General features: G+C 67.7%; 13 protein-coding genes. 2 read left to right on the top strand and 11 right to left on the bottom strand.

The window, feature by feature from the left end; translation table 11 throughout:
• Positions 1-31: 31 nt before the first annotated feature.
• Complete coding sequence (locus tag OV287_RS45620; RefSeq protein WP_267540341.1) at positions 32-1,423, top strand: MFS transporter; 1,392 nt, start codon at positions 32-34, stop codon at positions 1,421-1,423.
• Between the two features lie 13 nt (positions 1,424-1,436).
• Here OV287_RS45620 and OV287_RS45615 read toward each other — a convergent pair whose 3' ends face one another.
• The 9 genes from OV287_RS45615 to OV287_RS45575 all read right to left on the bottom strand — a co-directional run bounded on the left by OV287_RS45615 (position 1,437) and on the right by OV287_RS45575 (position 10,467).
• Complete coding sequence (locus tag OV287_RS45615) at positions 1,437-2,318, bottom strand: hypothetical protein (RefSeq protein WP_267540340.1); 882 nt, start codon at positions 2,316-2,318, stop codon at positions 1,437-1,439.
• Positions 2,319-2,435: 117 nt separating this feature from the next.
• Positions 2,436-3,731 carry a TolC family protein gene (locus OV287_RS45610; protein ID WP_267540339.1) on the bottom strand — a complete coding sequence of 432 codons (1,296 nt, stop codon included), beginning with the start codon at positions 3,729-3,731 and terminating at the stop codon, positions 2,436-2,438.
• A complete protein-coding gene (locus tag OV287_RS45605) occupies positions 3,731-4,963 on the bottom strand; it encodes an ABC transporter permease (protein WP_267540338.1) in 1,233 nt (410 codons plus the stop codon). Before OV287_RS45605 ends, OV287_RS45610 begins: the two co-directional genes overlap by 1 nt.
• Complete coding sequence (locus tag OV287_RS45600) at positions 4,960-5,703, bottom strand: ABC transporter ATP-binding protein (protein WP_308809793.1); 744 nt, start codon at positions 5,701-5,703, stop codon at positions 4,960-4,962. The genes OV287_RS45605 and OV287_RS45600 overlap by 4 nt, the downstream gene beginning before the upstream one ends.
• An 18-nt stretch (positions 5,704-5,721) precedes the next feature.
• Positions 5,722-7,119 carry an efflux RND transporter periplasmic adaptor subunit gene (locus OV287_RS45595; protein WP_267540337.1) on the bottom strand — a complete coding sequence of 466 codons (1,398 nt, stop codon included), beginning with the start codon at positions 7,117-7,119 and terminating at the stop codon, positions 5,722-5,724.
• 123 nt (positions 7,120-7,242) lie between these two features.
• Positions 7,243-7,824 carry a hypothetical protein gene (locus OV287_RS45590; RefSeq protein ID WP_267540336.1) on the bottom strand — a complete coding sequence of 194 codons (582 nt, stop codon included), beginning with the start codon at positions 7,822-7,824 and terminating at the stop codon, positions 7,243-7,245.
• Between the two features lie 4 nt (positions 7,825-7,828).
• Positions 7,829-8,254, bottom strand: a complete 426-nt coding sequence (locus OV287_RS45585) for a hypothetical protein (RefSeq protein ID WP_267540335.1) — start codon at positions 8,252-8,254, stop codon at positions 7,829-7,831.
• A gap of 87 nt (positions 8,255-8,341) precedes the next feature.
• Positions 8,342-9,742 carry a sensor histidine kinase gene (locus tag OV287_RS45580; RefSeq protein WP_267540334.1) on the bottom strand — a complete coding sequence of 467 codons (1,401 nt, stop codon included), beginning with the start codon at positions 9,740-9,742 and terminating at the stop codon, positions 8,342-8,344.
• Positions 9,739-10,467, bottom strand: a complete 729-nt coding sequence (locus OV287_RS45575; protein WP_267540333.1) for a response regulator transcription factor — start codon at positions 10,465-10,467, stop codon at positions 9,739-9,741. Before OV287_RS45575 ends, OV287_RS45580 begins: the two co-directional genes overlap by 4 nt.
• Positions 10,468-10,800: 333 nt before the next feature.
• Here OV287_RS45575 and OV287_RS45570 point away from each other — a divergent pair, with 333 nt between their 5' ends.
• Positions 10,801-11,721: a DUF3616 domain-containing protein gene (locus OV287_RS45570; RefSeq protein ID WP_267540332.1), complete on the top strand. Its 921-nt coding sequence runs from the start codon at positions 10,801-10,803 to the stop codon at positions 11,719-11,721.
• A gap of 58 nt (positions 11,722-11,779) precedes the next feature.
• Here the strand turns inward: OV287_RS45570 and OV287_RS45565 are convergent, their stop codons facing one another.
• Both OV287_RS45565 and OV287_RS45560 read right to left on the bottom strand, forming a co-directional pair.
• Positions 11,780-12,805 carry an inorganic phosphate transporter gene (locus OV287_RS45565; protein WP_267542553.1) on the bottom strand — a complete coding sequence of 342 codons (1,026 nt, stop codon included), beginning with the start codon at positions 12,803-12,805 and terminating at the stop codon, positions 11,780-11,782.
• Positions 12,805-13,431: a DUF47 domain-containing protein gene (locus OV287_RS45560; protein ID WP_267540331.1), complete on the bottom strand. Its 627-nt coding sequence runs from the start codon at positions 13,429-13,431 to the stop codon at positions 12,805-12,807. Before OV287_RS45560 ends, OV287_RS45565 begins: the two co-directional genes overlap by 1 nt.
• Between the last annotated feature and the right edge of the window lie 17 nt (positions 13,432-13,448).

Genomic DNA, 13,448 nt, shown 5'->3' with positions numbered 1-13,448 from the left:
ACCCGTACCACTTCATGACAGGGGAAACACCGTGACGGTACCCGACGCCTCCCAGGCGCCCGAGCAGGCCCAGCACACGAACATCTGGAAGGTGGCCGCCGCGAGCTTCATCGGCACGGCCGTGGAGTGGTACGACTTCTTCCTGTACGGGACGGCGGCGGCGCTCATCTTCAACCGCCTCTTCTTCCCCTCGTTTGATCCGTTGATGGGGACACTGGCCGCGTTCGCCACCTTCGCGGTGGGCTTCGTGGCGCGGCCGCTCGGCGGCATCATCTTTGGCCACTTCGGCGACAAGCTCGGGCGCAAGTCCATGCTGAGCGCCACGCTGATGATCATGGGCCTGGCCACGTTCGCCATCGGCCTGCTGCCCACCTACGAAACTATCGGCGTGGGGGCGCCCATCCTGCTGGTGCTGCTGCGCATCCTCCAGGGCTTCGGCCTGGGCGGCGAGTGGGGCGGCGCGGTGCTGATGGCCGTGGAGCACGCCCCCGCGAATCGGCGTGGCTTCTACGGGAGCTGGCCGCAGATGGGGGCGCCCGCGGGCCTGCTGGTGGCGAACGCCGTGTTCTCCCTCTTCTCCCGGCTGCCTGAGGAGCAGTTCGTCTCGTGGGGCTGGCGCGTGCCCTTCCTCTTCAGTGCGGTGCTCATTGGCATCGGCGTCTTCATCCGCGTCAGCGTCGCCGAGTCTCCCGCCTTCCGTGCGCAACAGGCTGCTCACCAGGCGCCCAAGGCCGAGAGCGCCGGAGCGAAGCTTCCCATCCTCGAGGTGCTGCGCACCTATCCCCGGCAGATCCTCCTCGCCATGGGGGCGCGCTTCGCGGAGAACGGCTTCTTCTACATCGTTACTACCTTCGTCCTTACCTACGGCACCGAGCAGCTCAAGCTGGACAAGGCCACCATGCTCAATGGCGTGCTCATGGCCACCGTCATCCACCTGGTGGCCATCCCCGCCTTCGGAGCCCTCTCGGATGTGGTGGGGCGCCGTCCCGTCTACCTTGGCGGCGCGGTGGGCTGTGCCCTGCTGGCCTTCCCCTTCTTCTGGCTCATCGAGACCAAGTCCATGGCCCTCATCGTGCTGGCCATCTCGCTGGGCATCATCGCCCACGCTGCCATGTACGGGCCCCAGGCCAGCTTCTTCTCCGAGCTCTTTGGCACGCGCGTGCGCTACAGCGGCGCGTCGCTGGGCTACCAGCTCGCCTCCGTGTTCGCCGGCGGCTTGTCGCCCCTCACCGCCACCTTCCTGCTGGCGCGCTTCGGGGGCAAGGCCTGGCCCGTGTCGCTCTACATGGTGGGCCTGGCGCTCGTCACCCTCGTCTCTGTCTACCTCTCCGCCGAGACGTTCCGCGAGCACCTCACCGAGCCGGCCCCCAAGGCCCCCGCGGACGGTGCCGCGGGGACCGGTGAGCGGCGCGAGGTGGCCTGAGCTTCAGGCCGGCCTACTTCGCGTACGTGGCCACGTCGGCGCGGACCACGCCGACGATGTTCTCCCAGTTGCCGTTCTGGTAGTGATTGTGGGCCTCGCTGTCGTCGCGGAACGACACGGTGTGGTAGCTCCACTTGGCCTTGCCGTTGCTGGTGGCCGCGGTGCCCGTGTTCAGGGTGCCGTCGCAGAACCAGTCACCGGGGTTGCAGAAGCCTCCCTTGGCGGAGACACCACCGGTGGAGTGGTAGGCCACGGCCTCGTCATCCTGGCCATCGAGGATGCCGGAGTAGGCCGTGCCCTTGGCGCCGGCGAACATGTAGAACCAGACGGAGCGCGTGGTGTTGTGGTTGTACATGGCGCGCGCCGTGGAGGTCATCAGGTCCCCCACGATGGCATCACCCGTCGCCCACTCACCGTAGTCGGCCAGCTCGCTGCCGCCGCCAGCGCCCGAGGCCACGTTCACCCACTTGATGTTCCAGCCCACCTGGGTGCCGCCCGCGTCGCCGCACACGCCCGAGGAGTTGGGGGTGGCGTTCTTGATGTTGCGCGTGGAGCCACCGTACAGGGACAGCGCGTAGCCAATCTGCAGGTCGCCCGCGCTGTGCACGGCGACGTAGCACCAGTTGGTGCCGGTGCAGAAGCAGTCCAGCGCGTCACGGATGCGGAAGTTCTCCACGGAGATCTTCTGCCGGCCGTCCCAGTTCACGGCCTTCTTGTTCACTCCGGCCGCAGCTGAGGTCGGGCCCCAGTTGGCGAAGTCGGCGTAGTTGCCGCGCTGGGTACCGCCGCCGTTCTTGCCGTGAATCCACAGCGTGTAGTTGGTGGCCGAGGCCTCCGGGGCCACGAGGAGGGCGGCGGTGGCCGTCGCCGCGAGGACTGCCGTACGGATGTGCATGGGGGGACTTCCTGTGTGGGGGTGTTACGCCCGCCCGTCTGCCAGGAGGGCGAGCGTAAAGCCTACCACCAAGAATTCCCGTTTAATACAGACAGACCCTCAAAACCGGATGAGTGTTCACCCGGTGGGGCCAGGCTGTCGCCCGAGTGCGCGAGCCAGCTCCGTGCGCGCGGTGGCCAGGTTGTAGGTGGCCTGCACGCGCTGGACGGCTGCGTTGGTGGAGGAGAGCTGCGCGTCGGACAGCTCGATGATGTTGCCCACGCCCGCGCGGTAGCGGCCCTCGGCCAGGCGCAGCCGCTCGCGAGCATTGGTCAGCGCCTCCTCGGTGGCGGACACGCTCTCACGCGCGGCGTTCACGGCGAGCTGCGCGCGCTCGACTTCGAGCCGCACCTGCTGGCGCAGCGCGTCACGTTGGGCCTGGAGTCCCGTGAGGTTGGCCTGCTGCTCGCGCACCTGGGCCCGGGTGATGCCGCCCTCGAACAGCGGCCAGCTCAGCCCCACCTGCCCGTTCACCCCCCACTGGAGCTTCGTTGGGTCCACGCCCGCCTGCGAGCCAGACACCGAGGCAGAGAGCCTCGGCCAGTACCCGCCGCGCGTGGCGGAGAGCTGTAGCTCCTGGGCGCGCAACTGGTGCTCACTCGCGGCCAGTTCCGGCCGGTCCTGGAGCGCGACGTCCACCAGCGCGTCCACTGTCTGGGCCTCTCCCTCCACCGGGCTCACCTCCACCTCCTGGACGGTGTAGTGGGTGGGGCCCTCCAGGCCCATGGCCTGGTTGAGCTGCGCCTTGCTGGTGGCGGCGTTGTTCTTCGCTTGGATGAGCTGCACCTGGGCGTTGGCCACCGCGGTGCGTTGCTGCAGCAAGTCAATCTCCGGGCGGGTGCCCACCTGCACCTGGGCGTTGACCTGCCCCAGGCGCGCCTGCTCGTTCGCCAGCGTCTCCTGCGCCACCTGCACCAGCGCCTGCTGCGCCAGGACGTTGAAGTAGGCGGTCTGCACGTTGGCCAGCACGTCCACCAACGTCTGGTTCTCCGTCTCCCGCTGGGCCTGGGCGGACTGCTGGGAGGAGCGCCACCGGCCCGTGGTGCGGCCGAAGTCCCAGATGAGCTGGTTGACGGAGGCGCCTGCGTTGAAGCCCTCGCGGCTGATGAAGCCAGAGGGGGTGGTCGTGTTCACGGTCCCGCCCGCGGACACGGAGCGCTGGTAGGTGAGGTTGGCGCTCACCTGGGGCAGGAACGAGGCGAAGTTCTGGTCCACCCGGGCATTCGCCGCGGAGGTGCTGGCCTGGGCCTGGCGGATTTGCGGCTGCCGCTCGGCGGCGGTGCGCAGGGCCTCGTCCAGGGTGAGCACGCGCTGCTGGGCCCACGCGGGACTGGCGGCGAGCAGCAGGGTGAGCAGGGGCAGAAGGGTTCGCATCACTCGTACCTCAAGGCGTCGATGGGATCGAGCTGGCTCGCCTTGCGCGCGGGGTAGAGGCCGAAGCCCACGCCCACGAGCGCGCTGAAGCCGAGCGCGATGAAGATGACATCCGGGCGGATCAACAGGGGCCATTGGAACTGGGTAGCGAGGAACCGGGCCACGCCCAGCCCCGCAGCCGCGCCGATGAGCCCTCCGAGCAGTGCCAGCGTCAGCGCCTCGATGAGGAACTGGGCGAGGATGTCCCGGGGCCTCGCGCCCACCGCCACGCGCACGCCAATCTCCCGGGTGCGCTCGGTGACGCTCACCAGCATGATGTTCATGATGCCGATGCCGCCCACCACCAGGGACACGGCGGCGATGGAGGCCAGCAGCAGGCTGAGCGTCTCGGTGCTCTGCTGGCGGCTGTTGGCCAGCTCGGACAGGTCCCTCACGTCGAAGTCGTCGGGGGTGTCCTCACCCAGTCGGTGTCGCTCGCGCAGCAGCGTGGAGACGTCCTGCCGGGCCTTCGCGGTGCCGGCGGTGGCATCCGCCTGCACGTTGAGGACGCCGGTGATGTACTTGCCCAGGCTCTGCGACTGGAGCTGGCGCTGGAAGGTGGTGGCGGGGACGAGGATGCTGTCGTCGTAGTCCTGCCCCATGGGGGACTGTCCCTTGCGCGCTGTCATGCCGATGATGGTGAAGGGCGTCTTCTTGATGCGGATGACCTGGCCCACCGGGTCGAAGCCCGTGCCATAGAGCTTCTCCACCACCGTCTGGCCAATGACGGCCACCTTGGCTCCCGCCTCCACGTCCGCCTCGGTGAAGCGCTGGCCCGTGGCGATGGTCCAGCCGCGCACGTCGAAGTAGTCGGGCGTGGTGCCCGTCACGCTCGTCGTCCAGTTCTGGTCCTCGGAGAACACCTGGGTGTTGGTGCGCATCTCCGGGGCGGCGGCGCGCACGCTCGGCAACTGGGTGCGGATGGCCTCCAGGTCGTCCCAGGTGAGGGTGGGCTGGCTGCCAAAGCCTCCCCGCGCGCCGCCCGAGTTGGTGGAGCCGGACATGACGATGAGCATGTTGGTGCCCATCGAGTCGAATACCTTCTGGACGCTGGCCCGAGCCCCATCTCCAATGGCCACCATGGCGATGACGGCTCCCACGCCGATGATGATGCCCAGCGCGGTGAGGAAGGAGCGCATCTTGCTGCGCAGCAGCGAGCGCACCGCCAGTGACATCGTCTCGAGCACGTTCATGACACGGCCTCCTCGAGTGGTACTTCCGCGGGCACCGGCTGCTGACGCTTGTCCGAGATGATGCGCCCGTCCTTCACCACCACCACGCGTCCGGCATGGCTGGCGATGTCCGGCTCGTGCGTCACCAGCACGAGAGTGATTCCCTCGTGACGCAGCTCCTGGAAGAGCGCCATCACCTCGATGCTGGTGCGCGAGTCCAGGTTGCCCGTGGGCTCGTCGGCGAGGATGACGCGGGGCTGGCTTACCAGCGCCCGGGCGATGGCCACGCGCTGCTGCTGGCCACCGGAGAGCTGGCGCGGGTGGTGGTCCAGGCGCGCGCCCAGGCCCACCCGCTCGAGCGCCTCACGGGCCCGCCGCTTGCGCTCGCGCGGGGGTATTCCGGCGTAGAGCATGGGCAGCTCCACGTTCTCCAGGGCGCTGGTGCGCGCCAGCAGGTTGAAGCTCTGGAAGACGAAGCCGAGGGTGCGGTTGCGCACGATGGCCAGGCCGTTGCGGTCCAGACGCGACACATCCTGGCCATCCAGGAAGTACTGGCCCGAGGTGGGCCGGTCCAGGCAGCCGAGGATATTCATCAGCGTGGACTTCCCCGAGCCGCTCGAGCCCATGATGGCCACGAACTCGCCCGGCTCCACGTTGAAGTCCACACCCCGCAGGGCCGCCACCTCCACGTCTCCCGTCTGGTAAATCTTGCTCACGCCCCGCAGTGCGATGAGCGGCATCTGCTGTAGCTGACCGTTCATGTCGCGCCTCACGCCTACCTAGAAGGGCCCCGGGGTACGGAATCCGCCACCGGCCCTGCCGCCACCGCCGCCCGGCCGCTGGCCGGCGCTCGCGCCCTGCGAGGGCTGTGCTCCCTGCGCACCCGTGGCCAGGGCGGTGATGATCTGATCGCCTTCGTTCAGCTCGCCTTCCACCTCCGTGTACGAGCCGTCCGTTACACCGGGCTTCACACGCACGGGCCGGGGCCGCCCGTCTCGGAGGACGAACACTGTCTTGGTGCCGGGCGCGGGCTTCTCGAATCCTCTCGCTCCGCCCTGGGCTCCCGCGCCGCCCTGAGCGCCCGCGCCGCCCACGCCGGGGTCCTGCCGCGTCGTTCCCTCGGTGGGCTCCGGGGGCCGGAAGCGCAGCGCCGCGTTGGGCACGGTCACCACGTTCTCGCTGCGCGCGGTGATGAAGGTGACGTTGGCCGTCATGCCTGGCTTGAGCTTCAGCTCCGGGTTGGCCACGTCGATGACGGCGTCATAGGTGACGACGTTTTGCACCGTCTGGGCCGCGTTGCGGATCTGCCGGATGACGCCCTCGAAGGTCACGCCCGGCCAGGCATCCACGGTGAAGGTGGCGCGCATGCCGTCCTGCAGCCGGCCCACGTCGGACTCGGCCACGCTGGTGTCCACCTGCATCTTGCGCAGGTCCTCGGCGATGGTGAACAGGGTGGGCGCCTGCAGCGAGGCCGCCACCGTCTGGCCCACGTCCACGCTGCGCGAGATGACGATGCCGTCGGTGGGCGACACGATGGTGGCGTAGCGCAGGTTCACCTCCGCCTCGTTGAGCGCTGCCTGGGCTTGCGCCAGCGAGGCCTCGGACGAGGTCACCTGGGCCTGGGCTGTCTGGGCAGAGGCCTCGGCGGTGTCCAACTCCGCCTGGGAGATGAACTGCTGGTCGCGCAGCGACTTGGAGCGCTCGGCCTGGCGGCGGGAGTTGTCCGCCTCCACGCGAGCCTTCTGCACGTTGGCCCTCGCGGCGATGAGGTTGGCCCGGGCCCGCTCCACCGCGGCCTGCAGCAGCTGCGGGTCGATGCGGGCAATCACCTGGCCCTTCTTCACCGGCGAGTTGTAGTCGACGAGGATCTCCTGGATGCGGCCGGACACCTGGCTGCCCACCTGCACTGTCACCAGGGCGGACACCGTGCCGGTCGCCGTCACGCGCGACTCGACATCACGCCGCTGCACCGCCGTCGTCTCGAAGCTGGCCGCCGGGTCCTTCGCCTTTGGCTGGAGGAGCCACACGCCCGCGGCCACCACCACCGCGACTCCCAGCAACCACAGTCCCCAACGCCTGGGCAGGCGGGTGCTCCGGGCCGGCTCGTTCGGCACGGGCGTGGGCCGGGTGGTGACAGACAGCTCCTCGTTTCGCGGCAACTCGGTCGTTGACCTCATGGGCCCAGATCTAGGCGCCGCGATGTTTCGGTGAATCTCGCCTCTATTACGGAATATGACGGGCCGCGTCCGTCAACCCGGCCGCCTGCCCTGCGTCAGGGCCGTCGAGCCATGCCTCTCTCGTCAGGGGACCTTTTCCGGCTCACTGATGAACAGGGCGTGAAACAGGGTCGTGTCGGGCGGCTCCTGCGGCTCCACGATGAGCGGGATTCGAGTCTCGGCGATCTCTCGAGGAAGCGCCTCTGCCCCGAAGGCCGCCTCGATTCCCCGGGCAATGATGGAGGCGCGAGCCTGCATCTCGGCTGGGAGCGAATAGAGGAAGACCTTGTCGGTCCACTCCCGGCCCTTGTCGGTGTACCTGTAGGTGGTTTGTACGCCGTACACCGTGTAGACAGGCGCCAGAATACTGAGACAGCCGACGACAGCCGAGCTACTCGATATTGGCCTGATGATATTTTTCGGATACGTGGCGCAGCGAAAGCAGGAATCACATGTGGCTGTGATGTTACCGATGTCGAAGTCAGGTAGCGCTCTTCCGATGTCGCGTAACAACGCCCGCCATTGGTCCATCCGCTCGAGAGCCTGCTCCCATCGCTTCGAGAACCGCTCATGCTCGGGACTGCTCTCCAGCCTGTAGTTGAAGTCCTTGTCCGGACGGAAGTAGTTCCGGACGACGGAAAGCAGGTCTTCTGCTGAAAGGGGCATGAGGTTACAGGTTGAGGGTGATGGTCGTGGGGGTTGTTCTCTCGTGACACTCTGTCATTACACGCGAACCTTTCACTGCGCGGCCCAGGATTTCGTTGAACTTCTTCTTGAATTGCTCGCAGACAAGGCCGGGACTCGGAGAGGAGGGGGCTCTGAGCACGATTCTCCCTGCCTCGGTGGCGCAGTCGGCGGCGATGCGCTGTGCCAGCGTCTCGGATATGTACCCTTCCGCTTCGGTTTCGATGGGCATCTCGACACCAAATCTGCAAACAAATGTACTCAGGCCTTGCGAGTTGATGACGGGCACGTGGAGGCAGGCGGCACGCCAGCCGCCCGCTCCTGGCTCGGTCTTTTCCACAACCGTCACGAAGTCGAAGTGACGGGGTAGATAGTGGTTGATGGTGCACCCAGCGAGGAGGAGCAGCATCACGAGGGACAAGCGGAGCGGTCGGAGTCCAGGCATTCGTGCCGGCGGCATGTGAATGCCCACGGTACCATCCCCCGATAGAGGCGAGTCCTACGTGCCAGTCAGTGGCTGCCCTGCCTCCGGCGCGGCGGGGAGCGTGATACGGATCGTGGTTCCCTGGTCGGGCTGGCTCTCCAGCGTGAGCGTGCCCCCGTGGGCGACGATGATGCGGCGTGCCAGCGCGAGCCCCAGTCCTACGCCGCCCGTCTTTCGGGCGCGGCTGCGGTCGCTGCGGAAGAACGGGGTGAAGAGATGGGGTAGGTCATTCGGGTCGATGCCGATGCCCTCGTCGCGCACCTCCACCTGAAGGCCATGCTCCAGCGGACGGGCGAGCAGCCGGACCGTCGTCTGGGGTTCGGAGTACTTGCCCGCGTTGTCGAGCAGGTTGTCGAGCGCGCGCCGCAACAGCACCGGGTCCGCCTCCAGCACGGGCAGCGTCCCCCCGTCCACGCGCACCTCCAGCCGGTGCACCGGGTGGGTGGAGCGGAAGCGCGCGGCGGCCTTGTCCACCAACGTCTGGGCCTCCACGAGCTCCCGTCGCAGCGGTGGGGTGGCGCCAGGGGTCTGCTCCGTGGCGAGGTCCAACCGGGCCGCGGTGAGCACGTCCGACACCAGCCGCTCCAGCTCGTTCAAGTCCTCGGCGATGTCCGCCAGGGACTCGCGCGCCAGGGTGGCGTCCCCCTCGTTGGCCAGATCCAGCGCCACGCGGATGCGAGAGAGCGGGGTGCGCAGCTCGTGCGAGACGTTGGCGAGCAGCTCCTTCTGGGAACGCAGCAGGTGGGTGATGCGCTCGGCCATCTCGTCGAAGGCCTCGGCCACTTGTCCCAGCTCATCGCGTCGGCGCACGCCCGTGCGTGCGTTCAGCGTGCCCGCGCCGAAGGCTCGAGCCGCCTCTGCCAGCTTCTGGAGGGGCACGGCCAGGGAACGGGCGAAGACGATGGAGGTGATGGCCGTGCACCCGAGCACCACGGCGAGCATGATCCCGAGGTCGGGCGGAGGCCCAGGAGGCTTGGGCAGGTCGATTGTCGCATAGGCCCGCATCGTGCCCGTCTTCGGGATGGCCACCCGCACGAGGTGGGGCGGCTCGGGGTTGCTCAGCATGCGCTCCTGTTCGAGCCGGCGCAGCTCCTCGGCGGACAGGGGAGGGCGGGGGGATGAGACATTGGAGGCGAGGAGCTGGCCATCGGCAGTGCGTATCGTCACCTGCATCCGGAGCTGCTGGCCCGCCTCGTCCACCACCTCCTGCAACTTCTCGGGCTGGTCCAGGAACAGGGCCCAGCTGGAGACGGCGTAGGACGCGGCCCGCTCGGAGAACCGCGGCCGGTTCCCTTCCTCGGCATACTTGCGGGCCAGGTTGAACGCGAAGGCGATGAGCAGCAGCTGCGCGAGCCCCACCAGATAGATGCGCAGCAGCAGGCGGCCAGGGAGGAGCCGGGAACGCCGGGTGCTCATGAGTCGTCACCGGTGGCGAGCAGGTAGCCCGCGCCGCGCACCGTCTTGAGCAGCTTCGGGTTGCGCGGGTCCTCTTCGATCTTCTGGCGGATGCGGAAGATGTGCACGTCCACGGAGCGGTCGAACACCTCGTCCGCGTTGCCCTTCACCAGGTCCAGGAGCTGCTCGCGGCTGAGCACCCGCCCAGCGCGTTCGGCCAGGACGCGCAGCAGTCCGAACTCGTACGAGGTCAACGGCAGCACCTTGCCATCGAGCGTGGCACTGAGGCTGCGGGGGTCCAGCGACAGCTTGCCCGCCTGGATGGGCTGGGAGGACGGACCGGCGCGCCCGCGAGCCCGGCGCACCTGGGCGCGGATGCGCGCGAGTAGCTCGCGTGAGGAGTAGGGCTTGGCGAGATAGTCGTCCGCGCCTGACTCCAGGCCGAGCACCCGGTCAGCTTCTTCGCCACGGGCCGTGACCATGATGATGGGGACATCACTGCGCGTGCGCAGCTCGCGGCATACCTCCATGCCATCGCGCCCGGGGAGCATGAGATCCAACAGGAGGACGTCGTAGGCATGGCGGCTCGCCTCCGCCAGTCCCTCGGGGCCGGTGCGAGCGACGGTGACGAGGATGCCGTGCTCCTGGAGGTAACGGCTGGTGAGCCGGGCCAGTCGCTCATCGTCCTCGACCAGCAATACCTGGATGGTTCCTTCGTCCGTGGCGGGGTGTGTCGTCGTATCCATGCGAGTGTCTCTCCTCCCGCTGTGCCTTCCGCCCCGAGGGGCTCAGCGATAGAAGATACGACCCGGGAGCACTTGGAGGGGGAATAGCTACGGCTGGATGCTTGCTCCCGGGTCGCATTCTGGAAGATGCCTACCGGTTATTAACCGCGCGCTTCGCGGGGATGACGAAATATTTCTGAGCGGACACAGCAGGCGCGGGCCCTGGCCTGGCTGCTTATGATTCGCGGCATGTTCAAGACTGTATTTGTCATGACCGCCGTCCTGGGGTCATCGCCAGCGAAGCAGCCGGCAGTCCCCGCTCCCCAGAACATGCAGGCGCCTCCGGCTCCGGCCATGAAGACCGTGACCTTCGCGGGCGCGTGTGATGCGTCAGGAGCCGTGGTGCAGGGCCAGTGGATGTTCACCGTCGCCGACGACGAGGACAATGTCATCCGCGTCTACGATGGCAAGACAGGAGGTGGCCCGGTCAGGACCTTCGACCTGTCCGCGGCGCTGGAGCTTCCCGCGGGAAAGAAGCGCGCTCCCGAGACGGACATCGAGGCCGCGACCGAGATACCCCCGCTCTCCTTCTGGCTGACCTCCCATGGGCGCAAGAGCTCCGGAAAGGTGGACGCCAACCGCTTCCGCTTCTTCGCAACCCGTACCCTGCCGGATGGGACGACCCAGCTTGATGGAAAGCCCTACACCCGGCTGCTCGATGACCTGCTCGCGGCCCCTCAGCTCGAGGCGTTTGGCCTCGCCTCGGCTGCCACGCGCGCCCCGAAGGAGGAGGGGGGCCTCAACATCGAAGGCATGACGGCGATGAAGGACGGGAAGTCCATCCTGATCGGCTTCCGCAATCCGCTGCCCCAGGGCAAGGCCCTCACCGTCGTGCTCTTGAACCCCACGGAGCTGCCGCAGGGAAAGAAGGCGCGTCTGGGGCCCGCACGGTTGCTCGACCTGGGTGGGCTGGGGATTCGAGCCATCTCCTGGTGGCGGGGTCAGTACCTCTTCATCGGAGGCCCCATCACCGGTCACGGAGGCTCGCGCCTGTTCACGTGGGATGGGGGGGCCGGAGAGCCCAAGGCGGTGGAGGGCGCCGACTTCACCGGCCTCAACCCCGAGGCCTTTGTCACGTTCGAGGACAAGGAGGAGATCCTCGTCCTCAGCGATGACGGGAGCAGCCTGGTGGACGGCGTCGAGTGCAAGCGGCTCCCGGATGCGGCGAAGAAGCGCTTCCGGGGTGTCTGGTTGCGATTGCCCGGGAAGAAGTGAGCCCGCCGCCGGCAACCTGTGGCTGGCCCCCGCGCCCCCAAGGGTTCGATGGGCGGGGTCACCGCACCGCGAGCACCGCCAGCCGGGCGAGCCCGTAGACGAGCGAGGCCATCAGGGCCGCGGCCGGGAGGGTGAACACCCAGGCCCAGAGGATGCGGCCGGCCACTCCCCACTTCACCGCCCGCCAGCCCCGGGTGGAGCCCACGCCGACGATGGCACCGGTGATGGTGTGCGTGGTGGAGACGGGAATCCCCAGCTTCGCCAGGGCGATGATGGTGACGCCGCCACCTGTTTCCGCGGCGAAGCCTCCGATGGGCGCCAGCTTCGTGAGGCTGTGGCCCATCGTCTTCACGATGCGCCAGCCGCCGAAGAAGGTGCCCAGGGCGATGGCCGCGTGGCAGGAGAGGATCATCCACCGCTCGATCTGGAACTCGCGGTCCTTCCAGATGGTGCCGAAGAGCACCACCGCGATGATGCCCATGACCTTCTGGGCGTCATTGGCCCCGTGGCTGTAGGAGAAGATGGCGGACGAGACGAGCTGCAGCCGCCGGAACCACGTGTCCACCTTCAGGGGGGACTGCCGGTGCATCACCCAGGTGCTCACCGTCATCATCGTCACGCCGAGCAGCACTCCGAGCACCGGCGAGAGCACGATGAAGACGATGATCTTCGCGATCCCCGCGCCCACCAGGCCCTGGAAGCCCAGCACCGGCAGCGTGGCTCCCACCATCCCCCCGGCCAGCGCGTGGGACGAGGAGGAGGGCAGCCCCCACCACCACGTCAGCAGGTTCCACACGATGGCGCCCATGAGGGCGGAGAAGATGACCAGCAGCACCCCGGTGGAGCCCTGGGCCCGCAGCAGCTCGAAGTCGATGATGCCCTTGCCCATCGTGTTGGCCACCTGCACTCCGCCGCCAAACGCCGCCACGAAGTTGAAGAAGGCGGCCCAGGCCACGGCCAGGTTCGGCGACAGCACCCGCGTGGACACCACCGTGGCGATGGAGTTGGCCGCGTCGTGGAAGCCGTTGATGAAGTCGAAGAGCAGCGCGACCGCGACGATGAGGACGACGGCGGTGAGCAGCATCACGAGTGCTCCAGGACCACTCCCTCGATGACGTTGGCGACCTCGAGGCACTTGTTGGTGGCGGTCTCGATGAGGTCGTAGATCTCCTTCCACTTGATGATGGTGAGGTGGTCCACGCCGCTCTTGAAGAGCTTGCCCTTTCCGGCGCGCAGCAGCTCGTCCGCCTGGCGCTCCAGCTGCTTGATGGCCCTGCAACCGGCGAGAATCTGCTCCGGCTGCTTGATGAGCCGCAGCATCGCCACCACCTCACGGATCTTCTCCGTGCACAACACCAGCACTCGCGCCAGCTCGGTGGCCTCCGGCAGGCTGCTCTGGATTTCGTAGTAGTGGAGCCGGGCGGCCGCCGCGTTGGTGAAGTCCAGCACGTCGTCGATGCGCGACAGCAGGGAGTGGATCTGCGTCCGATCGAACGGGGTGATGAACTGCTGGTGCAGGCGCTTGAAGGCCACGGACGTCACGGAGTCGCCCTTGTGCTCCACCTCCTTGAGCGCCTGGACCCGGTTGGCCACGTCCCGGTAGTCGCTCAGTAGCGTGTGCAATATCCGGGCACCCTCTACGGTCACGGCACACTGGGCGTCGAAGTCGTCGAAGAACTCGTCGGACCTGGGCATCAGCTTCTCGAGCATACGAACCTCCTGAGGGT

The sequence above is a fragment of the Archangium lansingense genome (genome assembly GCF_026626635.1).
Classification (GTDB): Bacteria; Myxococcota; Myxococcia; order Myxococcales; family Myxococcaceae; genus Archangium; species Archangium lansingense.
This window is presented reverse-complemented; position numbering and strand designations above follow the sequence as displayed.

Excerpts from the sequence above, each read along its gene's own strand:
- OV287_RS45590 (WP_267540336.1), bottom strand. The coding sequence starts at position 7,824 with ATGCCCCTTTCAGCAGAAGACCTGCTTTCCGTCGTCCGGAACTACTTC.
- OV287_RS45600 (WP_308809793.1), bottom strand. The coding sequence starts at position 5,703 with ATGAACGGTCAGCTACAGCAGATGCCGCTCATCGCACTGCGGGGCGTG.
- OV287_RS45610 (WP_267540339.1), bottom strand. The coding sequence starts at position 3,731 with ATGCGAACCCTTCTGCCCCTGCTCACCCTGCTGCTCGCCGCCAGTCCC.
- OV287_RS45595 (WP_267540337.1), bottom strand. The coding sequence starts at position 7,119 with ATGAGGTCAACGACCGAGTTGCCGCGAAACGAGGAGCTGTCTGTCACC.
- OV287_RS45570 (WP_267540332.1), top strand. The coding sequence starts at position 10,801 with ATGAAGACCGTGACCTTCGCGGGCGCGTGTGATGCGTCAGGAGCCGTG.
- OV287_RS45615 (WP_267540340.1), bottom strand. The coding sequence starts at position 2,318 with ATGCACATCCGTACGGCAGTCCTCGCGGCGACGGCCACCGCCGCCCTC.
- OV287_RS45580 (WP_267540334.1), bottom strand. The coding sequence starts at position 9,742 with ATGAGCACCCGGCGTTCCCGGCTCCTCCCTGGCCGCCTGCTGCTGCGC.
- OV287_RS45565 (WP_267542553.1), bottom strand. The coding sequence starts at position 12,805 with ATGCTGCTCACCGCCGTCGTCCTCATCGTCGCGGTCGCGCTGCTCTTC.
- OV287_RS45575 (WP_267540333.1), bottom strand. The coding sequence starts at position 10,467 with ATGGATACGACGACACACCCCGCCACGGACGAAGGAACCATCCAGGTA.
- OV287_RS45605 (WP_267540338.1), bottom strand. The coding sequence starts at position 4,963 with ATGAACGTGCTCGAGACGATGTCACTGGCGGTGCGCTCGCTGCTGCGC.
- OV287_RS45560 (WP_267540331.1), bottom strand. The coding sequence starts at position 13,431 with ATGCTCGAGAAGCTGATGCCCAGGTCCGACGAGTTCTTCGACGACTTC.